The sequence below is a fragment of the Leyella stercorea genome, from assembly GCF_019052365.1.
Taxonomy (GTDB): Bacteria; Bacteroidota; Bacteroidia; order Bacteroidales; family Bacteroidaceae; genus Prevotella.
Genome location: NZ_JAHQUY010000052.1, coordinates 1 through 20,865 on the forward strand (window position 1 = coordinate 1; position 20,865 = coordinate 20,865).

Below are 20,865 nucleotides of genomic sequence, written 5' to 3' on the forward strand. Positions count from 1 at the left end.
TGAGAAGTGTCAGCCCTAATTTATTTTGTATGAAAAGTTTTAGCGGACAGCAATAACTATTTTTATTCCGCCGAGAAGTCAGCTACCATTTTTCTGTACATGCTATACGCTCTTGAGCGCGAGATATATCCCGTGAGATGTCCTGAGACATTCACCACGGGCATATAACGTGTGCCCTTAAGATCGAACTTGCGCATCACTTCCTCCATCGAATCGCTCTCGCCAACCTGCGCTGCAATGGGCAGCATCAGTTGCTGAACGGTGAGCTTGTTATAGAGTTCGGCGCGGAACATGATGTGTCGAATCTTCGTGATGTCTATCTCGCCAAGCAGCGAACCGGCGTTGTCGAGCACCGGTATGAACGACGTGTGACTCTTCGAGATAGCGTTCACCAGCTTGCCCAACGGCATGTCGGGCGTAACGGCGGTGAAGTCGCGCTCTATCACGCTGTCTATCTTCATCAGTGTCAGCACAGAGCGGTCGGTGTGGTGAGTAAGGAGCTTGCCTTCGCGAGCAAGACGCATGGCGTAGATGCTGTGCGGCTCGAAGATGCTGATAGTCATCACCGAGGCAATGCACACAATCATCAGCGGCATGAACATATCGTAGCCGTTCGTAATCTCGGCGATGAGGAAGATGCCCGTAAGCGGCGCATGCATAACGCCTGCCATAACGCCAGCCATGCCGAGCAGCGTATAGTTCTTCTCGGGAATATAAATGCCCACCTGATACATGTTCCAAAGTCGCGAGAAGAGGAAGCCGGTGAAGGCTCCGACAAAGAGCGACGGCGCGAACGTACCGCCGCAACCGCCACCGCCGTTTGTGGCAGCCGTAGCGAATGTCTTGGTCAATATGACCAGCGCTATAAACACGATGAGCCATCTGCCGTCGCCCGAGAACATTGAGTTCTTCAGCACTTCGTTCCAGTCTGCCTCGCTCGTGCCGTTGAGCAGCACGTTGATGGCAGAATAGCCTTCGCCGTAGAGCACGGGGAATACGAAAATGAGCGAACTGAGCATCACTCCGCCCAGCGCGAGCTTAGCCCAGCGATGCTGCTTCAGCTTGCCGAACATGCCCTCGCATACCGACATCGAACGTATGAAGTAGAGACTTACAAGTCCGCATGCGATGCCGAGAATGATGCACGCCGGCACACGCTCCACGCCCCACATGCTGTCGAGGTGGAAGCTGAACAGCGACGAGCTGCCCATGAAGATATACGTGAAGCACGTAGCCGTGACCGCTGCCGTGAGGATAGGCAGCAGCGACGCCATGCTCAAGTCGACCATCAGCACTTCGAGCGTGAACACCAGTCCGGCTATGGGCGCCTTGAAGATGCCGGCGATGGCGGCGGCAGCACCGCAGCCAACAAGCAGAATCAGCTTCTTCTTGTCCATGCCGAACAGTCGTCCGAGGTTGGAACCGATAGCCGAACCCGTGAGCACGATAGGCGCCTCGGCACCTACCGATCCGCCGAAGCCGATGGTGATAGCCGACGCCACAACCGATGTCCAGCAGTTGTGCCCTTTCAGTCGCGACTGCTTTGAGGATATAGCGTAGAGGATGCGCGTGATACCGTGCGAGATGTTGTCCTTCACCACGTAGCGCACGAAGAGCGACGTTAAGAAGATGCCCACCACGGGGAACATCAGGTAGAGCCAGTTGAACGTGTCGGCATGAAACCTCGACGTCAGCATGTGCTGTATGATGTGAATTATCGAGTGGAGCACGTAGGCAGCCACCGACGCGAAGAATCCGATGCAGAGGGCGAGGATGATAGTCGCCTGACGGTCGGAAAAATGTTTCGTGCGCCAAGCGTACAGCCTTTCTTCCAGCGTTGCGTCTTTCTTGTCAATCGCAGTCTGTTCCATTTACTTGCGTATGATGGTTACCTGTCCGTCCTTAGTGAGCTTGATGATGCTGCTCGGAGTGTGCGGCTTGTGTTCCTGGCGACGAGTCCAGCACACATAGTCGACAGCCTCCAGTATCTCCGGCGCAATGTCGCGATAGTTCTGTGCCGTCGGTTCGCCGCTGATATTGGCGCTTGTGCTCACGATAGCCTTCTGGAAACGGTAGCAAAGCTCCTTCGAGAACGGCTCGTTGGTGACGCGCAGAGCGATGCTGCCGTCTTGGGCGATGAGGTTCGGGGCGAGGTTCACGGCGCCGTCGAGCACCACTGTTGTCGGCTTCTCGGCAAGTTCCATAAGGTCCCAAGCCACTGGCGGCACGTCGCGCACGTAGCGCTGCACGCGGTCTACCGAGTCGGTGAGGCAGATAAGCGCCTTCGAGTCGTCGCGCTGTTTTATCTTGTACACCTTTGCCACTGCCTCAGCGTTCGTTGCGTCGCAGCCTATTCCCCACACCGTGTCGGTAGGGTAGAGTATCACGCCACCCTTACGCATCACGTTCACGGCATTCTGAATGTCTTCTTTCTGTGTCATTGTTATTTCCTATTTTGTTTTTTACCTTTTACTCTTTTACTTTTTTACCTTTTTACTTTTACAAAGTTAATGCTTTTTCTTGTTATGCCGTAAGTTTAAAGACAATTTTCTTGCTCTTTATTACAAGCATGAATGATATTCGCCGAAAAAAACGTAACTTTGTAAAAGTAAAAAGGTAAAAGAGTAAAAAAGTAAAAAGATATATGGAAAAGAAAGACCTCCGCATAGTGTTCATGGGAACACCTGAGTTTGCCGTTGGATCGCTCCAGCGACTTGTTGAGAACGGCTATAACGTAGTGGCTGTGGTGACGCAGCCCGATAAACCCGTAGGTCGCCACGGATCAGTGCTGCGCCCTTCGCCCGTCAAGGAGTACGCTCTGGTGCACAATCTGCCCGTGCTGCAGCCCGTGAAGATGAAAGACGAGCAGTTTCTTGAGGAGCTGCGCAGCTACAACGCCGACCTACAGGTGGTTGTTGCGTTCCGCATGCTGCCCGAGGTGGTGTGGGCTATGCCGCGCTTCGGCACGTTCAACGTTCACGCCGCCCTGCTGCCCGACTATCGTGGCGCAGCGCCAATCAACTGGGCTGTAATCAACGGCGAGACCCGCACCGGCGTTACCACATTCTTCCTCGACCACGACATCGACACCGGTCGTATCATCGCGCAGCGCGAGTTCCCCATCCCCGACGACGCCGATGTGGAGTATGTATACGACGGACTTATGCAGCTCGGCGCAGCGCTCTGCACCGACACCGTCGACCTCGTGCTCTCTACCGACGGCGATGTGCCTTCGCAGTCGCAGCAGGAAAGCGAGGCTCACCACGGCGCTCCGAAGATATTCAAGGAGACCTGCGCCATCGACTTCTCACTCTCAGCAAAGCGCATCTACGACTTTGTGCGCGGTCTGTCGCCAGTGCCCGGCGCATGGTGTATGCTCACTCCGCGCGACGCTCAGGCTAAGGCTCAGGTGCTTAAGGTGTACAAGGCAGCAAAGACCGGCGAGTCTTCTAACGGCGTAGAGGTTGGAACGCTCAAGGCAGAGAACCGCCGTCTTCTCGTTGCCACCGTCGACGAGTGGCTTGAGCTTGTAGAGCTGCAGCCTGCCGGCAAGAAGCGCATGGCAGCCCGCGACTACCTCAACGGATTCCAGCACCCCGAGGACTACCTGCTGAAGTAATTGCTTATCTTAGGGAAAAGACCATTACCCTACATGGCATAGTCTGTTGATGTCTTCGTCGAACGTGTCGCGGTTCACAGCCCGTGCGCGCATCGCCGACTTGTAGTTGTATATTGTCTGTGTCGAGTAGAATAGAAGTGTGGCTATCTCCTGACTCTCAGTCACACCCAAACGCATTAGCGCGTAGATGCGCGCTTCTGTAGTCAGGGTGTTAGGAGATGGCTGCGCAATCCTTCCTTCTGGAAGCAACAGACTGTTCAGTTCGTCAACAAAACCAGGATACAGCTCCGTGAAGGCGCGGTCGAAACGAGTGTAGAACGTCGTCGCCTCCTCCTCCGCGAGCTTATAGCTGTTTATAGTCTTAAGAAGGTCAGCCGTTTGGTTGGCCTTTATTTTTCTGCTCACCAGTTTGCGGTACTCCATCAGCTTGCGGATGTACACCGCACTAATGTCCATGAACAAACGCATGTAGGTCTCGCGGCGATGGTTGGTCGCTATGAGTCGTTCGTTCAGCTCCTTCAGCTGCCGGTTCTGTGTCTTTACCTCTCGGCGGCTACCTGCCAGCCATTTGTTCTGCTTGTAGCCGAAGATAGCCATTGCCAGCAACATCAGCGACAGAAAACTAACCACCGCAAGCACGCCTCTCACGATACGCTCCTTATGCGCTAACGCCTCCTGATTGGCTGTGGCGATGATAGGCAATATGCTCGAAATCTCGAGCATACGCAGGCGGTTATTGTAGAATCGGGCGTCCTCCATGGAGCAATAGATGTAACGTGCCGCATGGTCGGCATACTTCGGGTCCTTCTCATACAGATATGTAGAGAACTCCTGCAGCGCAAGATTCTCCTTCAAAGGGCATGTTATGTCCGAGATAGCCGCTTCAATAATGTACTTTTCATATCGTTGCGTGTCGCCCAACTCGCGATAATAGCGTGCTATGCAGTAGGCTGCCGAGGCATGCACACGACTGTCTACCCGGCTGTTCAGCAGAGCCTTTGTGTAGAATTGCAGCACAGCCTTGCTCATGGGGTTGGTGAGGAAAGCCAGTTCGCCGCTAAGATAGGCATGCAGAGCCACATCCTTGCTGCTTGTGACTTCCATCGTGAGCTTCAGATTCTCGAACTTCTTCTTATGGTAATAGTCCATGAACTCCGACTTGTTGCTGAACGCCTCCCAATAGTTGTACAGCCACGTGCGTGTATAATAATAGTATTGCTTTAGCTGCTTAGGCACACCCTTCTTTTTTATATCCTCAAGCAACTCCTCCGACTGACTGTAGAAACCACCCGTAGACAACACCGCTGCACGATTAATCTTGTTGAGCGTTGTGTAGTAAGCGTTGTTCTCACTCTCTGATAGAGCGAGGCCGCGGTTCACGTATACCATTGCCGAATCGTAATGGTATGTATAGTATTCGCGATAGATACTGTTCAGAAGTGCGAGTCGCTGCGGAATGTCTTCCGCCGTTCGCAACTTCAGCTTCAGTTGGTCAATCTTCTTTTCTTTCTGCTTGGAGTATGCGTCGCGCTTGTCGACATAGCTGTCGAGAAGGTCAAGCAGGTCTTGCTCGCCAGAGATGCCGGCTGTAGCCAACTTGGTTTGGGCTGTAGCTTGCAGCGGCAAAAAGATGAACAATAGGTATAAAAAGATGCGCATAATAGTGGGTTTTTGGCTTTAATGCTGCAAATTTAGCTAATATTATTAAGATAAAACCATTTACTTTGATAAAAAAGACTAAAGTCTTAAATATTCTGATATATAATAAGTTATAAGCTTCTATACCTTAATTTATGTCTACTTTCATTTTACGCATACATACAATCAGCCGCTATAGTTTGTAACTTTGCAACCGAAAACATAAGCACAACGGATATGAACCTAAAACTTAAAACATTCTCATTCGCCCTCTTGGCTTCTGCCTCTACGGGCATGTATGCACAGACGCATACAGAAAACAATTCAACAAACGATTCGGAACCGCAGAAGAAGGAAGAGCGCAACGTAATGCTCAACGCTTCTGACGCCAGCAAACCGCGTGAGATTCAGATCGGATTGCCGAGCGAAGACGTAACGGTATACGAGAACGGACTGCCTGCCGTTTACTCGTCGTCCGTGCACAAGCTATCTGCTCACTGGCGCAGCGACGCTTCGCTGAAAGGCACCGACCTTATGACTCCGTCGGAGAGTGCCATCAAGACCGGCAACATCGCTTATGCTGTCTCAGCGTTTAGCGAGTTGGGCGAGAAGAAGTTCAGTGGCAAACTCAATTATAAGGCTAACCACTTCGGCATGCAGAACTTCGACCTCAACCTCTCTGGCGGCATCGGCGACAAGTGGCTCTACACAGCCGGCATGTATCAGAACTTCGACCCGGGAAGCTTCAAGCTGCGCTTCACCGACTATTCCGACCGCACGCAAATCTACCATTTGGGTCTTACACGCATACTGAACGGCGGCAAGGGACACATATCTTTATTATATAAGTATTCGAACAGCAAGAACCCCGGCAACTTCGCCAATGCCGCTCCGTTCATCTACGCCGGCGACGGTAGCATAAAGAAGCTTGCAGGTTTCGACCCGGGTATGGATTCATACGTGCAGCGTAATGGTTCGTTCAGCTATCTGAACACCAAGACCGGCAAGATGGAGACCTGGAACATGACCGACGGCAACGACAACCGTGCCAATGAGGTGGCTTTGGTGAGCAAGTATCAGTTTGACAACGGCTGGCTGTGGAAGTTGAACGCCAAGTATATGAACGCTCCGCGCGCCAACTATGTAGACTACGGTGGCAGCACTATCTCTGAGGTTGCTGAGTCTGACGGCTATCAGCTTTCAGACGGTTCGGCATACAGCGGACTCATCGAAGGCCGCCGCACTTGGCTGCACATCGGCAAGGTGAGCAACGCCCTCCTTACAACCGAGATGAGCAAGCAGCTGAACAATCACAAGCTGATGATTGGCTTGAACGAGTGGTACTACCACCTCAACTACTATTCGTCTTCGTTCCAGTGGGCAGGCACCGTTGAGGCTTATCCTCGTACACTGAGCCAGATGTACGTCAATCCGCTCGACCCTACGCAGACAGCACATCGCTCAGAGACCTTCGGTTACAACGAGCTGAGTCCTGAATACACAAAGGGTTCGGAGAATAAGCTCGCTCTCTATTTCACCGACGAATGGCGCATCACTCCTAAGTTCAAGCTGTTCTACGGCGGTCGTCTCGAATACTATCGTATGTCGGCAGACCAGATTTCTGCGTCACGCTTCCGTGGCTTCCATCTCGGCAACTTCAATACATATTCTACAATCGCAGACGGATCTGTCGTAGCCACAGAGCATAGCATCGCGCCAGCCACTGTTACGAAGAACAAGCTCAACTATGCTGCCACTTTGCAGATGACTTACAACGTAACAAACCAGTTCGGTCTTACTGCCGACGCCACTATCGCCACACGCTTCCCGCGCATCAGCGAGTATGCCGGCACCGGTCCTACCGAGGAGCAGTACAAGCGCGTGACCATTCCGTTGGTTCGCGGCGGTATCTTCTACAAGAATTCTTGGCTCGACCTCTCGTCGATGGTGACATACATCTCTAAGTCGAACAATATCGACCAGCAGAACCTCACTAAGCCTGGCACTTCTGAAGGCAAGACCGTGTTGCTCATCTACAACATCCAGACATTGGGCTGGACAACATCTGCCGAAATCAACCCGTTCAAGAACTTCCACATGCACGCTCTCTTCACCTATCAGAAGCCTGTGTACAAGAACTACAACGCGAGCGTTACGTTCAGCGACGGACAGACTATGAGCGTTAATGCCAACAACAAGATTGTGAAGGAGATTCCGCAGGTGCTCATTGAGCTTGACCCGAGATACGACATCACGAAGAACCTCAGTGCTTGGCTCAGCTTCCGCTACTTCGGCAAGACATACGCCAACCTTCAGGAGGCACTCTACTTCAACGGCCACTGGGAGACATTCGGTGGCGTCAACTGGAATGTGAACAAGAACCTGAGTCTCGGTGTCAGCGTCATTAACATCTTCAACGAGAAGGGTGCGAAGGGCACAATCAGCGGTTCGGAGCTTATCACAAAGGATGAGGCTGGCAAGTATGCCGGCAAGTATATGAGCGGTAACTATCTCCGCCCGTTCACAGTAGAGTTCAACGCAAGCATCAAGTTCTAACAAGCCAATGCAAGAATATCGATATATAAACAACCTGTAAAAACCATACGAAAATGAAGAAAACTATTATGCTAATCGCAGCAATGTGCATGACTTCTGCCATCACATTCGCTCAAGAAATCATCCGTGTGTCTACCGAAAAGACCGACCTCGTGATGAAAGTGTCGCCAAAGGGCCGTCTTTATCAGGTCTATCTCGGCGATAAGTTGCAGAATCCTGCCGACTACGAGAACCTTAAGTGGGATGTATATGCAGCTTCCGACGGCGCTGTGTGCCAGCGCGGCCATGAGGTGTACGCCACTTCCGGCGCTGAAGACTTCTTCGAACCGGCTGTAGCCGTAACGCACGCCGACGGCAACATGACTACATATCTCTATTATAAGTCGTCGGAGCAGAAGGCTGTGAAGGGCGGCACTGAGACAGTCATCACTCTTCAGGACAAGGTGTATCCGCTGACAGTGAAGCTCCACTATGTGGCTTATCCGAAGGAGAATGTCATAAAGGCATGGAGCGAGATCTCTCACAAGGAGAAGTCTGCCATCACACTCTGGCGCTACAGCTCTACGATGCTCTACTTCAAATCTTCAAAGTATTATCTCACTAACTATCACAGCGACTGGGCTAAGGAAGGTCAGCCAGAGACAACCCAGTTGAGCACGGGCAAAAAGATTATCGACACAAAGCTCGGCACACGTGCCGCTATGCAGGCTGAGCCTTTCTTCGAGTTGGGCTTCGACGAGCCTGCCAAGGAGAACGAGGGCAAGGTGATGCTCGGCACGATAGGCTGGCCAGGTAACTTCCGCTTCACCTTTGAGGTGGACAACGTCGGCGCGCTTCGCGTCATTCCTGCCATCAATCCTTATGCTTCCGACTATAAGCTGAAGGCAGGCGAGGTGTTCACCACTCCTGAGTTCATCTTCGCGATGAGCGACAATGGTATGGGCGAGGCTTCGCGCAACCTGCACAACTGGGCTCGTCAGTATCAGGTGAACATGGGTATGGGCGACCGCCTCACTCTCCTGAACAACTGGGAGAATACAGGCTTCGACTTCAACCAGCAGAGTCTTGCCGAACTGATGAAGGATGCCAAGGATCTCGGCGTAGATATGTTCCTGCTCGACGACGGATGGTTCGCCAATAAGTATCCGCGCAAGGACGACCACGCCGGACTGGGCGACTGGGAGGCTACAAAGAGCAAGTTGCCGGAGGGTATACCGGGTCTCGTTAGAGATGCAAAGAAGGCTGGCGTGAAGTTCGGTATATGGATTGAGCCGGAGATGGTGAACCCGAAGAGCGAACTGTTTGAAAAGCATCCTGATTGGGTTATCTTGCAGCCGCAGCGCGACACATATTACTATCGCAACCAGCTCGTGCTCGACATCTCCAACCCTAAGGTGCAGGACTATGTGTACGGCATCGTCGACCGCATCATGACGGAGAACCCCGACGTGGCTTACTTCAAGTGGGACTGCAACAGCGTTATAACCAATATCTATTCGCCGTATCACAAGCAGAACCAGGGCAACTTCTACATCGACCACGTTCGTGGCATCTACAATGTGCTCACACGCATCCATAACAAGTATCCTAATCTGCCGATGATGCTCTGCTCTGGTGGTGGCGGACGTATGGACTACGAGATGCTCAAGTACTTCACCGAGTTCTGGTGTTCTGACGACACCGACCCGTACGAGCGCATCTACATCCAGTGGAGCCTCTCGAAGTTCTTCCCTGCAAAGACAATGGGATCGCACGTCACCAACTGGAACAAGAACACATCCGTGAAGTTCCGCACCGACGTATGCAGCTCATGCAAGTTGGGCTTCGACATCGACCTCAAGTCGCTCTCTGCCGACGACTACAAGTTCGTGCAGCAGGCTGTAAAGAACTATAACAGCATGAAGCCGATGATTCTCGAAGGCGACCAGTATCGTCTTGTTTCACCGTACGAAGGCAGCCACTGCGCTATCAACTACGTTAGCAAGGACAAGCAGCGTGCGGTGCTCTTCGCCTACGACCTGCATCCGCGCTACAAGGAGCCGCAGCAGAACGTGAAGCTGCAGGGTCTGGATGCTGCAAAGATGTACACCGTGAAGGAGACAAACCTCATTCCTGGCAAGCAGTCAGACTTGGAGTGTAACGGCAAGCAGTACAGTGGCGACTATCTGATGAAGATTGGTCTGAACGTCTTCACAGCGCAGGATGGCACAAGCCATGTATTGGTGCTGGAGTAATAAGATAATGTAGTAGTAATAATATATTGTAACAAAGGTTTAAACGAAAAAGACCATGTCGGTATTCCGGCATGGTCTTTTTCGTTTTTATAAGTCTGTATGCTTTCTAATAGATACAGACAATTTTCAATGTTCTTAGAGCATAGTAGGCAACTTAAAAGATGCCCCATTTCTTCTTGCGCTTTGGGGCCTCCGTCTTTTCAAAGCTGCTGTTGCGCTGTTCCAAGACTTCCTCCCACGTGCTGCGGTCTCTCACCATCTGGTAGATAGTACCCCAGTCGGGCAGACCGCCAATGTTGCGGTCGTCGATGAAGAGGTCTGCCTTTAGTTTGCGCGAGAAAGAGTCGTGCTCGCGGCTCTCCTCCGGGTAGTCACGGTTCACGGCGTAGAACTCCACGCCGCGTTCCCTGCACCACTCAACAGCCTCGTCGAGCAGCCGTCCCTCGCGCACGCTCCACAATATCAGCTTGTGGCGGTCGCGTATCAGCATACGCAATGTCTCCGTAGCGAAGGGCAGCTCCCTGCCGATGGCAGGGTATTTGTGCTCAACGATAGTTCCGTCGAAATCAACTGCTATAACCATTGTTACTTACGCTTGATTGAATCGTCCTCCTTGTTGCCGTAGTAGCTGTCAGCATAATTGCCGTAAGCGCCATACGAACTGTAGTTCAGACCGTAGTTGCCGCCATTGTTGTCACCGTACTTGCTGCCGTAGCTGCCGCTCTTGCCGTAGCGTCCGTACTTGCCGTACTTGCCGTAGCCGTAGTAGTAGCCGTACTTCTTCTTCGACATATCGATGCCGTTGATAACGATGCTTACCTGCGGCAACTTCTTCTGAGCGCTGAGCGAGTTGATGAACTCGAAGCTTGACTTCGGAGTATAGTCTGCACGACACATATAAACGGTGAGGTCAGCCACACGAGCAATCATCAGCGTATCTGTAACAAGACCCACAGGAGCGGTGTCCACGATGATGTAGTCGTACTCCTTGCGCAGAGTGGCGAAGATGTTGTCGAGCGACTCGCGCGAAACAAGCTCTGCAGGGTTTGGCGGGATAGGACCGGCTGGCATGATGTCCAGGTTGCGGTTCACGCCAGAGTTCAGAATGTTGGCGCAGATATCCTCATGGGTCGGGTTGTCGTGTACGAGCAGGTTGGTGATACCGATGTTCTTGTCCTTCAGTTCGAAGAGGTTGGTAAGACGCGGCTTGCGGATGTCAAGACCCATTACCAACACCTTCTTGCCAAGCAGCGCGAAGCTCACAGCCAGGTTAGCCGCTGTGAAGGTCTTACCCTCACCCGATGTGGTAGAGGTGAACATGATGACCTTCTGGTCCTCCTTCAGCATGAACTGGATGTTAGAACGTATAGAACGGAATACCTCCTCCATGACGTTGTTCTGGTTCTCGTGTACCACGATGTCAGCCTTCGTCTTCGCTGTCTCGCTTGCGATAGCCACGTCGCCGATGATAGGCAGAGTGGTGAGGCGAGCCACATCCTCGTGTCCTTCAATCTTGTAGCGGAAGAAGTTGATGAGGAACAGCACGATGGACGGTATAGCCAAGCCGATAACCAGCGCGATGAGCAGGATGATTGACTTCTTCGGGCTGATCTGTCCGAACGATACGGGGTCGTCGATGAGCTTACCCTTGTCGGCTGTAGCGGCGAGCGAGATAGAGTTCTCCTCACGCTTCTGCAAGAGCATCAGGTAAAGACCCGACTTCACCTCCTGCTGTCTGCCGATCTGGTTGAGCACACGCTCCTGCTCAGGCGAAGAGTAGATCATGCTCGAGTAGCGGTTGTACTCCTGCAGTATAGAGTTGCGCTGAATCTGTGCGTTGCGCTGTACCTGAGTCATAGCGCGGCGGATACTTGACGAGAGGTCGTCGAGCTGTGCCGTGAGCGGAGTGATGGTAGGGCTGTTCTCGTTGGCGCTGCGCAGCAAGCGGTTGCGCTCCATAACGATCTTGTTGTAGTCGTTGATGAGCGTAGAAGCGGCAGCGTCGTTCAAACCCACGTTCGACGGCAGCGTCTGATACTTGTTGCCCGGTTCGTTCATGTACTGCTGCAAGCTGTGGAGCAACTCTATCTGCATGTCCATGTCAGCCAGCTTCTGTGTGAACTGGTCGGTGTTGGTGTAACCAAGCGCACCGGTAGCCTCCGGATTCACAATCTTGTACTGGCGCTTTGTTGCCTCCAGACTGCCCTCGGTAGCACCCAGCTCGGTGTTGATCTTCTCAAGACGCGAGTTGATGAACTGTTCTGTGCGCATCGCTATCTCGTTCTTGTCCTCGTTAGCCTGCATGTTGTAGCTGAACACGAGCTGCTTCAGATAGTCGTTGGCACGCTGCGGCATCTCGTCGGTCAGTGTCAAGCTGGCGATAGAAGTGTTCTTCGAAAGCTGGTCGACGGTGAGCGCACCGCTATACTTGCCTGCAATCATCTTCGGCGGATAGATTGTCACGAGCTCATTACGATCGTCGGGCATCGGCGAGAGCGTGTTGGTAGTGAATGTGATGATACCAACGCTTGTGATGATGCGAGCCGGCAGAACGTCGAATGTGCGGTTGATGGCGTAGGTCTTCGACGGTTTGTCGGGGTCTTCAGGCACGTAGGTATATGTGCCCGTCACATGCAGTTTGCCGTTCTCGTCCTTGTCGATAACGAGGCTGATAGGTCTCTTCAGCGTCTCGATGTGGGCCGCATCGAGGTCTACGTTCACCGGCTGGTTCTTGTAGAGCAGGTGGTCCTTGATGTGTCCTTCGAGAGTGTAGACCGTGTAGAGCTTCAGCTGCTTCACAGCCTCTGTAGCGAGCGCTGTCGACTTCAGAATCTCCATCTCGTTGTCGAGACCCTCGGTGTTTGTCATCATACCCAATGTAGACGAGTTGGCGATATAGCTTCTGCCGCCTCTGCGTCCGCCGTTGTTGTCGTCCTTGATGAGCAACTTGGCGTACGACTGGTACATAGGTGTCGTGTAGCGCAACATGATGGCAGCTGCGCTTAGACAGATGATTAATGAAAGTACGAACCACTGCCAGTTGAGGATCAGTGTCGTGTAGATGATCTTAAAGTCGAAGGAAGAACCCTCCTCGAGCTCTTGCTGTACGTTGTATAAACCTTGTTGGTTGTTGTTTCCTTCCATTTTTTTGTTTGCGTTGTATATTTAAAGCGTTTTATTATCCTTTATCTTCTTTTCGGCTATGTTTTTCCTTGTGCCTTTTCTGCGGGCCTTCGCTTGGGTCGTCTATCGTTTGTCCTCGGCGAGGCGCATCAGATACTTGCCGTATTCGTTCTTTATCATCGGCTGTGCCACCTCTGTGAGCTTCTCCTTAGTTATCCATCCCTTCTTGTATGCAATCTCCTCCAGACAAGCCACCTTCTGTCCCTGGCGCTTTTCGATAACTTCGATGAATGTGCTTGCCTCAGAGAGCGAGTCGTGTGTGCCAGTGTCGAGCCATGCGAAACCGCGCTGCAGGGTCTGCACCTTCAGTTCGCCGCGCTCCAGATACTCCTGGTTCACGGTTGTTATCTCCAGTTCGCCGCGTGCGCTCGGCTTGATGTTCTTCGCAATCTCCACCACGCTGTTCGGGTAGAAGTAGAGGCCCACCACCGCATAGTTGCTCTTCGGGTGCTCGGGCTTCTCCTCGATGCTAAGGCAGTTGCCCTCGGCGTCGAACTCAGCCACGCCGTAGCGCTCAGGGTCGTTCACGTAGTAGCCGAAGACGGTCGACTTGCCGTCGCGCTCCACGTTTTGCACGCTCTCGCGCAGCAACTGTGTGAAGCCGGCTCCGTAGAATATGTTGTCGCCCAATACGAGGCAAGCGCTGTCGTCGCCGATAAACTCTTCGCCGATGATGAACGCCTGAGCCAGACCGCCAGGATAAGGTTGCTCAGCGTATTCGAAGCGTACGCCGTAGTCGCTGCCGTCGCCCAGAAGGCGCTTGAAAGCCGGCAGGTCGTTAGGGGTGGATATGATGAGGATATCCTTTATGTCAGCGAGCATGAGCACTGATATAGGATAGTATATCATTGGCTTATCGAAAATTGGTATGAGTTGCTTGCTAATACCTTTGGTGATGGGGTAGAGGCGTGTGCCCGAGCCACCTGCTAAAACGATACCTTTCATGATTCTTTGATGTTTTTATTGTTAAACAATATTCTTATAATTATATAAAGTGCACAAAGTTAATAATAATAACTTAGAAAATACACTTTTGAACGCTTAATTTTGAAACGTTAATCGGTAAAATAAGAAAAACGTTGCAACACTTGGCAGTTATCCATTTTATTTGTAATTTTGCATAATATAGTTTAAGTTGGCATAATAAATGTAAAACCCGTTTGCGTGCCAATTTGATATCATAAACAAATAAAACATATATGGGATTTTTTTCAAAACTATTCGGAAAGAAAACAGATAACGATAAGACAGGTGGTATGGAAGACTACATGCAGCTTGTGCGTGTGTACTTCCAGGCTTCGATAGCCGCAAACGTAGGCATTGCCAACCTCGGCATGCTGCCCGATTTGCGCGTGTTCAAGACCACGCTCCACGTTCCGACAGTGAATAACAAGCTCGGCGTGGGCGAGAAGAGCGCTTGCCGCAAGATGCTGCGCGAGATATACGGCGTAGACGACAACTTCTTCAAGGAGGTGGATGCCAGCATCCGCAAGAACTGTCGCAAGTTGCAGGATGTGCAGGTTTATCTCATTCAGTTCCAGAACTTCACTCAGGACATCATGATGCTCATGGGCAACCTCATGAAGTTCAAGCTCCGTCTGCCGTCGTTCTTCAAGAACGCGCTCTACAAGATGACGGAGAAGACCGTAGCCGACCTCTTCACAAAGAACGACTACAGCGATCCGGCTGTGCTCAAGGCTGTAATGGCGATACGTCAGTACGACCAGCGTTTGGGCTTCTCTCAGAAGTGGATTACCGACTTCGTGTTCCAGGTGGTGATGCTTGCCAAGAAGGAACCGAAGGCAGGTGCCGACGCTGAGCAGAAGAAGTAATGTGAGGGTTGTGGCTGAAAATGCGTGAGACAGGTACAAAAACGTGTTCAGCCACAATAAAAACTTGCAATAGTTTTGTCACATTCGTAAAAATAATATAATTTTGTGGCGCAGAACCAATGCGCCGACAGTCATAAACGCTGTTATATGGAAACTGAATCGAAAACTATAAACCAGTTTGCGACACGTGTCAGGCAAATGATTCTGCAGTACCAGAGTGTTACGAAGCAGAACGAGGACTTGTGTCGTCAGGTGGCGGAGCAGCAGCAACGCATCGAGAAGCTCGAAGCCCAGCTACAGCAGCAGCGCAACGACTACGAAAGTCTGAAATTGGCTCGAATGGTTGAAATCACCGACGGAGACATGCAGGCGGCGCAGAAGCGTCTTGCCAAACTCATACGCGACGTCGACAAGTGCATAACGCTCATCAACGAGAAGCAGGTGTAGACCATTCGCTGCAAGCTTTAAAACATTCACACGATGGCAGAACAATCTACAGAGAAGCTGCGCATAAGGCTTCACGTCTACGACACCGACATGCCGGTGAACATACGCCCGGAGGACGAACCGCTCTACCGCGACGCCGCCAGTCTGATTACGAAGACGATGAACACCTACGCACAGCGATATAAAGGACCCAAGAACGACAAGGAGATCCTTTATATGGCACTCATCGAGATAGCCCTGCGTTACGAGATGGAGAAGTCGCGTAACAACACAGAGCCGTATCAGGACCTCCTCACAAAGCTCACATCCGAGATTGAAGAGGTGCTGGGCGTCTGACGGTCTATGCTTAGATGACCAAGGATGTATGAAGAGCAACTGCTATATATCTATATATAATAAGGTGTACAGCAAACAACGCTTTCTTACCTTCTCTGCCACTCTGCACATCACGGATTGTATCTTTACCCATCGCAAACTGCGAACGAATAATTTAATTAAATAGTAACTAACAAACAAATAATTGAACAATGTATACACTCATTGCAGCCTTAGTGGCACTCATCGTAGGTGGCATCGTAGGCTATTCTATTTTCCGTTATGTCATTAAAGGAAAATATAATGAAATGGTAGAAGCCGCCAACAAGGAGGCTGAAGTAGTGAAGGAGAAGAAACTCCTCGAAGTGAAGGAAAAGTTCCTCAACAAGAAGTCGGAGCTGGAGAAGGAGGTGCAGCAGCGCAACCAGAAGATTCAGCAGAGCGAGAACCGCCTGAAGCAGCGCGAGATTTCGCTCAACCAGCGTCAGGAGGAGCTCGGCCGCCGCAAGCAGGAGGTGGAGCAGTGCCAGCAGCGCATCGACAACGAGAAGAAGCTCCTCGCCCTCAAGCAGGAGGAACTCGACAAGATGCAGACCAAGGAGCGCGAGAAGCTCGAAGAACTCTCAGGTCTGAGCGCAGAGGAGGCTAAGAACCGCCTTGTGGAGAGCCTTAAGGACGAGGCTCGCACCGACGCCGCTTCTTACATCAACGAGATCATGGACGAGGCGAAGCTCAACGCCAACACACAGGCTAAGAAAATCGTCATCCAGACCATACAGCGCGTAGCTACAGAGACAGCCATCGAGAACTCTGTGTCGGTGTTCCATATCGACAATGACGAGGTGAAGGGCCGCATCATCGGTCGCGAGGGTCGCAACATCCGCGCTCTTGAGGCTGCTACCGGCGTCGAGATTGTTGTTGACGACACGCCCGAGGCAATCGTTATCTCAGCGTTCGACCCCGTTCGCCGCGAGGTATGCCGCCTTGCTCTCCACCAGCTCGTAGCCGACGGACGTATCCATCCGGCACGCATCGAGGAGGTAGTGGCAAAGGTGAAGAAGCAGCTCGACAACGAAATCATCGAGACCGGTAAGCGCACAGCCATCGACCTCGGTATCCACGGCTTGCATCCCGAGCTTATCCGCATCGTCGGCAAGATGAAGTATCGTTCTTCTTACGGTCAGAACCTCTTGCAGCACGCTCGCGAGACAGCCAACCTCTGCGCCGTAATGGCAGCCGAGCTGGGTCTGAACCCGAAGAAGGCAAAGCGCGCTGGCTTGCTTCACGACATCGGCAAGGTGCCCGACGAGGAGAGCGAGTTGCCGCACGCACTCTACGGCGCAAAGATCGCCGAGAAGTATAAGGAGAAGCCCGATATCTGCAACGCCATCGGTGCTCACCACGACGAGATGGAGATGAACACGCTGCTCGCTCCAATCGTTCAGGTCTGCGACGCTATCTCTGGCGCACGCCCAGGCGCACGCCGCGAGATTGTAGAGGCTTACATAAAGCGTCTCAACGATCTTGAGGCTATCGCCATGTCTTACCCCGGCGTAACAAAGACTTACGCCATCCAGGCTGGTCGCGAGCTCCGCGTAATCGTTGGCGCCGACAAGATGGACGACAAGGAGACTGAGAAGCTCTCTGGCGAGATAGCTAACAAGATTCAGACCGAGATGACATATCCGGGACAGGTGAAGATCACCGTCATCCGCGAGACTCGTTCTGTAGCTTATGCTAAGTAACAAGTGTAAAAACTTAAAATTATCAATAGACTAATGTGCAAAGCCATGGCCCAGAAGTAGGCAATACGCCCTTTTTGGGGTATGGCTTTGTTCTTAAAAAAAACTACAAATTATGGGAGAAGTTAAAACAACGGCGCTGAAGCAACGCACCAAAAGTAACATGAAAGACCTCTTTTTCATCGTTCTCGGCATCCTGTCGTATTCCGTTGGATATACGGCGTTCATCCTGCCCGAGAAGGTAGTTATGGGCGGTGCGTCTGGTATTGCAGCACTTGTTTTCTATGCAACCGAAATACCTACATGGATTTCGCTTGCCGTAATCAACTGTACGTTGTTGCTCATTGCCCTTAAGGAACTCAACCTGCAGTTCATCATCCGCACCGTCACCGGTGTGGGCGTCCTGCTTTTCTTCGTCGGTATACTACAGCCGTTCTTCGAGGCATACCCGATCATCACGGCGGGCGAGGACAAGTTCATGCACGTGCTCATAGGTGGTGCGATGGGTGGTGCCGGCTTGGGTCTGGTCTTCTCGCATAATGGTTCTACCGGTGGCACCGATATCATCACCGTACTGCTCAACAAGTACTTCAACATGAGCTTCGGTCGCGCCATGCAGTTCGTCGACTGCACCATCATCTGCTCCTCTTACCTGCTCTTCCGCAGCGTGGAGACCATCGTCTACGGTATCGCCTTCACGCTCGTAGCCACCATCGTTTGCGACTATGTCATCAACGGTGCGCGCCAGACGGTGCAGTTCCTCATCATCTCGAAGAAGTATCAGGAGATTGCCGACGCCATCAACACCGACGTGCGCCGCGGCGTAACGCTCATCGAGGGCAAGGGCTGGTACAGCAAGAACAATGTAGATGTGCTCATCGTCCTCACGCGCAAGTACGAGTCGCAGGAAGTATTCGCCGTAATCAAGGCGATCGACCCCGATGCCGTTGTTTCGCAGACGTTCTGCCAAGGTGTCTTCGGCGAGGGCTTCGATAAGATCAAGTAATGTTGAGGTGGTGAGGTGTTGAGGTGGTGATGTGTTGAGATGTTGATGTGTTGAGATGTTGTGATGTTGACAATAGATAGTAGCGGAGGTCTCCGGCCTCCGCAGCAGTTGACGATGCTTTCATTAGTTTTGTCGCTTGCTGCGGAGGCCGGAGACCTCCGCTACTGTTTTTATTCGCACTTAGTTTTCGTATTGCATTTCCAAAAACTACCAGCCTCGCAGAAACTTTTTCGTAAAAACGCTTGACTTCGCTTGCGCAACATTGTACCTTTGCGTCGATTTAACCAACATACATAAACATAAAAACTCGGTACAATGGAAAACACAAACATCATCAACGCTGCCATCAAGGGCGGCAACATCCCGCGCAACTGGCTCTACTGCTTCAACTCCGGCTGCCAACACCACGAGGAGTGCATCCGCTTTCGCTCCACCATAGCCCTCAGCGGTTCGCGCACATGGGGCAACGCTGTTTATCCAGCCGCGCTGCACGCCGACGGTTCGTGCGAACACTTCAAGCAGCTCCGCATAGTGCGACAGGCGTGGGGCTTCAACCAACTTTTCAAGGACGTTAAGCTGCACGATGCGCCCACGCTACGTTCGCTCATGAAGGAGTATCTCGGCGGCAACACCATGTACTACCGCTACCATCATGGCGAGCGTCTGCTCTCGCCCGAACAGCAGGCGTGGATAAAGCGTCTCTTCGCCAGCTACTGCTACAGCGACGTCAACTTCGACAACTCGTGCGAAGAGCTCGACTTCCTGTAGTTTTTTTTACTCTTTAACCGTTATTCTCGCTATCCGGTACAACTGTTACCGGATAGCAAAACTATCATTACCGCTTAGATGTTATTGCATGCCCGCGCCGCGGTAACGCTATAGCCACAAACAAAAACACACATAAAACCATGAAAAACGAAACAACAACCATCGACCTATGTCCCATTGACCGCATGATCAGCTTTCTCACCATGCGCTACGCCTTCCGCTACAACACCGTCTTGAACTGCACAGAGTATCGCCCCGTTGCGCTGCCTGCCGACAGTTTCACTCCGCTCGACCCGCGCATGCTCCGTCGCATCATCCTTGAGGTGCAACGCGAGGGTATCGAGGTGAGTCCAAACGACATACGCAACTATATCGAGTCCGACTACGTGCGTCAGTTCGACCCCGTCGGCGACTATCTTGCCTCGTGCGAAGGCGCTTGGGACGGGCACGACCATATCGGCGACCTCGCCCGCACCGTGCCCACTGACGCACCGCTCTGGCACAAGTGGTTCAAGACGTGGCTGCTCGCCATGGTGAGCCAATGGCAGAACCAGCCATCGCGACTCTACGGCAACAGCGTTGCGCCGCTGCTCATCTCGCCGCAGGGCTACCACAAGAGTACGTTTTGCCGTCGCCTGCTGCCCGACGCCCTGAAGTGGGGCTACACCGACAGCCTCACCCTTTCCTATCGCCGTCAGGTGATGCTCGCCATGTCGCAGCAGCTACTCATCAACCTCGACGAGTTCAACCAGATATCGCCGCGTGTGCAGCAGGGTTTTCTGAAGAACGTTATCCAGCTGCCCTCGATAAAGGCGAAACGACCTTATGGCACGCACCTTGAGGAGCTGCCGCGCAAGGCGTCGTTCATAGCCACGAGCAACATGACCGACATCCTCTCCGATCCGTCTGGCAACCGTCGTTTCATCGGCATCGAACTCACGGCGCCCATCGACACAAGTCGTGTGCCCGACCACCGTCAACTCTTCGCGCAGGCGTTGCAGCTCCTGCGCAACGGTAGTCGCAGCTGGTTCGACAAGGCAGAGACCGAGCAGATAATGCTCTGGAACCGCCGCTACGAGATACAGGAACCCGCCGACCAATACTTCAGCCTCTGCTTCTCCGTCGCCAACGATCCGCTTGACCCTTCCGCTGAGTGGCTCTCCACCGCCGAAATCTTCGATGTCATAAAGCAGAAAGTCGGCTCCTCCCTGCTAGTCAACACTCTCATCGCCTTCGGTCGCAAGCTCGCCAACATGCCAGGTATGCGCCGCCGCAAGTGCGAAACCTGCACGCGCTATCTTGTGAAGAGGGTGGGGCAGTAGGCTGGTAGATAGCCCGCTCAGGCTGGAAGATAGGCTGACTGATAATCCCTCCTTAGCAATATCTTCCAGCCTTTACAATGTTGATAATGAGCGCCGTACAGCAATCCTGGAAGATATGGCAGATTTTTTCACGTACTTGATTTTATATTATTGCTGTCCGCTAAAACTTTTCATACAAAATAAATTAGGGCTGACACTTCTCA

At 52.3% G+C, this 20,865-nt stretch carries 17 protein-coding genes; 10 read left to right on the top strand and 7 right to left on the bottom strand.

The window, feature by feature from the left end; genetic code table 11:
• Positions 1-62: 62 nt before the first annotated feature.
• Positions 63-1,871, bottom strand: coding sequence for a chloride channel protein (locus KTQ90_RS09495; protein ID WP_217318220.1), 1,809 nt, complete (start codon positions 1,869-1,871; stop codon positions 63-65).
• Positions 1,872-2,441 (bottom strand): L-threonylcarbamoyladenylate synthase, encoded by a 570-nt coding sequence (locus tag KTQ90_RS09500; protein ID WP_022157880.1) that lies wholly within the window; start codon positions 2,439-2,441, stop codon positions 1,872-1,874.
• Between the two features lie 203 nt (positions 2,442-2,644).
• On the opposite strand from KTQ90_RS09500, the gene fmt reads away from it, so the two are divergent.
• The gene (gene fmt, locus KTQ90_RS09505) at positions 2,645-3,619 is read left to right on the top strand and encodes a methionyl-tRNA formyltransferase (RefSeq protein WP_217318221.1); all 975 of its coding nucleotides are present in this window, start codon (positions 2,645-2,647) and stop codon (positions 3,617-3,619) included.
• Positions 3,620-3,643: 24 nt separating this feature from the next.
• Here the strand turns inward: fmt and KTQ90_RS09510 are convergent, their stop codons facing one another.
• On the bottom strand, positions 3,644-5,278 hold the full coding sequence (locus tag KTQ90_RS09510; RefSeq protein ID WP_217318222.1) for a DUF6377 domain-containing protein: 1,635 nt from the start codon (positions 5,276-5,278) through the stop codon (positions 3,644-3,646).
• A gap of 216 nt (positions 5,279-5,494) precedes the next feature.
• On the opposite strand from KTQ90_RS09510, the gene KTQ90_RS09515 reads away from it, so the two are divergent.
• Together KTQ90_RS09515 and KTQ90_RS09520 are read left to right on the top strand one after the other, a co-directional pair.
• Positions 5,495-7,813: a TonB-dependent receptor domain-containing protein gene (locus KTQ90_RS09515; protein ID WP_217318223.1), complete on the top strand. Its 2,319-nt coding sequence runs from the start codon at positions 5,495-5,497 to the stop codon at positions 7,811-7,813.
• Positions 7,814-7,866: 53 nt separating this feature from the next.
• A complete protein-coding gene (locus KTQ90_RS09520; protein WP_217318224.1) occupies positions 7,867-10,047 on the top strand; it encodes an alpha-galactosidase in 2,181 nt (726 codons plus the stop codon).
• Positions 10,048-10,201: 154 nt separating this feature from the next.
• On the opposite strand, the gene KTQ90_RS09525 is transcribed toward KTQ90_RS09520, so the two are convergent.
• From KTQ90_RS09525 to rfbA, 3 genes are all read right to left on the bottom strand, one after another.
• On the bottom strand, positions 10,202-10,630 hold the full coding sequence (locus KTQ90_RS09525; RefSeq protein WP_217318225.1) for a BT0820 family HAD-type phosphatase: 429 nt from the start codon (positions 10,628-10,630) through the stop codon (positions 10,202-10,204).
• A gap of 2 nt (positions 10,631-10,632) precedes the next feature.
• Positions 10,633-13,191 carry a GumC family protein gene (locus KTQ90_RS09530; protein WP_217318226.1) on the bottom strand — a complete coding sequence of 853 codons (2,559 nt, stop codon included), beginning with the start codon at positions 13,189-13,191 and terminating at the stop codon, positions 10,633-10,635.
• A 102-nt stretch (positions 13,192-13,293) separates the two neighbouring features.
• On the bottom strand, positions 13,294-14,175 hold the full coding sequence (rfbA, locus tag KTQ90_RS09535; protein WP_217318227.1) for a glucose-1-phosphate thymidylyltransferase RfbA: 882 nt from the start codon (positions 14,173-14,175) through the stop codon (positions 13,294-13,296).
• 254 nt (positions 14,176-14,429) lie between these two features.
• Here rfbA and KTQ90_RS09540 point away from each other — a divergent pair, with 254 nt between their 5' ends.
• From KTQ90_RS09540 to KTQ90_RS09560, 5 genes are all read left to right on the top strand, one after another.
• Positions 14,430-15,062 carry a hypothetical protein gene (locus KTQ90_RS09540; RefSeq protein WP_022157888.1) on the top strand — a complete coding sequence of 211 codons (633 nt, stop codon included), beginning with the start codon at positions 14,430-14,432 and terminating at the stop codon, positions 15,060-15,062.
• Between the two features lie 147 nt (positions 15,063-15,209).
• A complete protein-coding gene (locus tag KTQ90_RS09545) occupies positions 15,210-15,509 on the top strand; it encodes a hypothetical protein (protein WP_217318228.1) in 300 nt (99 codons plus the stop codon).
• Positions 15,510-15,542: 33 nt separating this feature from the next.
• Complete coding sequence (locus KTQ90_RS09550) at positions 15,543-15,845, top strand: cell division protein ZapA (protein ID WP_217318229.1); 303 nt, start codon at positions 15,543-15,545, stop codon at positions 15,843-15,845.
• Between the two features lie 191 nt (positions 15,846-16,036).
• Positions 16,037-17,569 (top strand): ribonuclease Y, encoded by a 1,533-nt coding sequence (rny, locus tag KTQ90_RS09555; RefSeq protein ID WP_022157890.1) that lies wholly within the window; start codon positions 16,037-16,039, stop codon positions 17,567-17,569.
• Between the two features lie 112 nt (positions 17,570-17,681).
• On the top strand, positions 17,682-18,572 hold the full coding sequence (locus tag KTQ90_RS09560; protein WP_022157891.1) for a YitT family protein: 891 nt from the start codon (positions 17,682-17,684) through the stop codon (positions 18,570-18,572).
• On the opposite strand, the gene KTQ90_RS13890 is transcribed toward KTQ90_RS09560, so the two are convergent.
• Positions 18,565-18,696, bottom strand: coding sequence for a hypothetical protein (locus tag KTQ90_RS13890; RefSeq protein ID WP_302180513.1), 132 nt, complete (start codon positions 18,694-18,696; stop codon positions 18,565-18,567). The two genes, KTQ90_RS09560 and KTQ90_RS13890, sit on opposite strands and share 8 nt — an antisense overlap.
• 191 nt (positions 18,697-18,887) lie before the next feature.
• Here KTQ90_RS13890 and KTQ90_RS09565 point away from each other — a divergent pair, with 191 nt between their 5' ends.
• Both KTQ90_RS09565 and KTQ90_RS09570 read left to right on the top strand, forming a co-directional pair.
• The gene (locus KTQ90_RS09565) at positions 18,888-19,340 is read left to right on the top strand and encodes a DUF6078 family protein (RefSeq protein WP_217318230.1); all 453 of its coding nucleotides are present in this window, start codon (positions 18,888-18,890) and stop codon (positions 19,338-19,340) included.
• Between the two features lie 140 nt (positions 19,341-19,480).
• Positions 19,481-20,662 (top strand): VapE domain-containing protein, encoded by a 1,182-nt coding sequence (locus KTQ90_RS09570; protein WP_217318231.1) that lies wholly within the window; start codon positions 19,481-19,483, stop codon positions 20,660-20,662.
• The last annotated feature ends 203 nt before the right edge of the window (positions 20,663-20,865 follow it).

What these genes read in the sequence shown, in the direction of transcription:
- KTQ90_RS09495 (WP_217318220.1), bottom strand. Translation starts at nt 1,871, where the DNA reads ATGGAACAGACTGCGATTGACAAGAAAGACGCAACGCTGGAAGAAAGG.
- KTQ90_RS09500 (WP_022157880.1), bottom strand. Translation starts at nt 2,441, where the DNA reads ATGACACAGAAAGAAGACATTCAGAATGCCGTGAACGTGATGCGTAAG.
- fmt (WP_217318221.1), top strand. Translation starts at nt 2,645, where the DNA reads ATGGAAAAGAAAGACCTCCGCATAGTGTTCATGGGAACACCTGAGTTT.
- KTQ90_RS09510 (WP_217318222.1), bottom strand. Translation starts at nt 5,278, where the DNA reads ATGCGCATCTTTTTATACCTATTGTTCATCTTTTTGCCGCTGCAAGCT.
- KTQ90_RS09515 (WP_217318223.1), top strand. Translation starts at nt 5,495, where the DNA reads ATGAACCTAAAACTTAAAACATTCTCATTCGCCCTCTTGGCTTCTGCC.
- KTQ90_RS09520 (WP_217318224.1), top strand. Translation starts at nt 7,867, where the DNA reads ATGAAGAAAACTATTATGCTAATCGCAGCAATGTGCATGACTTCTGCC.
- KTQ90_RS09525 (WP_217318225.1), bottom strand. Translation starts at nt 10,630, where the DNA reads ATGGTTATAGCAGTTGATTTCGACGGAACTATCGTTGAGCACAAATAC.
- KTQ90_RS09530 (WP_217318226.1), bottom strand. Translation starts at nt 13,191, where the DNA reads ATGGAAGGAAACAACAACCAACAAGGTTTATACAACGTACAGCAAGAG.
- rfbA (WP_217318227.1), bottom strand. Translation starts at nt 14,175, where the DNA reads ATGAAAGGTATCGTTTTAGCAGGTGGCTCGGGCACACGCCTCTACCCC.
- KTQ90_RS09540 (WP_022157888.1), top strand. Translation starts at nt 14,430, where the DNA reads ATGGGATTTTTTTCAAAACTATTCGGAAAGAAAACAGATAACGATAAG.
- KTQ90_RS09545 (WP_217318228.1), top strand. Translation starts at nt 15,210, where the DNA reads ATGGAAACTGAATCGAAAACTATAAACCAGTTTGCGACACGTGTCAGG.
- KTQ90_RS09550 (WP_217318229.1), top strand. Translation starts at nt 15,543, where the DNA reads ATGGCAGAACAATCTACAGAGAAGCTGCGCATAAGGCTTCACGTCTAC.
- rny (WP_022157890.1), top strand. Translation starts at nt 16,037, where the DNA reads ATGTATACACTCATTGCAGCCTTAGTGGCACTCATCGTAGGTGGCATC.
- KTQ90_RS09560 (WP_022157891.1), top strand. Translation starts at nt 17,682, where the DNA reads ATGGGAGAAGTTAAAACAACGGCGCTGAAGCAACGCACCAAAAGTAAC.
- KTQ90_RS13890 (WP_302180513.1), bottom strand. Translation starts at nt 18,696, where the DNA reads ATGAAAGCATCGTCAACTGCTGCGGAGGCCGGAGACCTCCGCTACTAT.
- KTQ90_RS09565 (WP_217318230.1), top strand. Translation starts at nt 18,888, where the DNA reads ATGGAAAACACAAACATCATCAACGCTGCCATCAAGGGCGGCAACATC.
- KTQ90_RS09570 (WP_217318231.1), top strand. Translation starts at nt 19,481, where the DNA reads ATGAAAAACGAAACAACAACCATCGACCTATGTCCCATTGACCGCATG.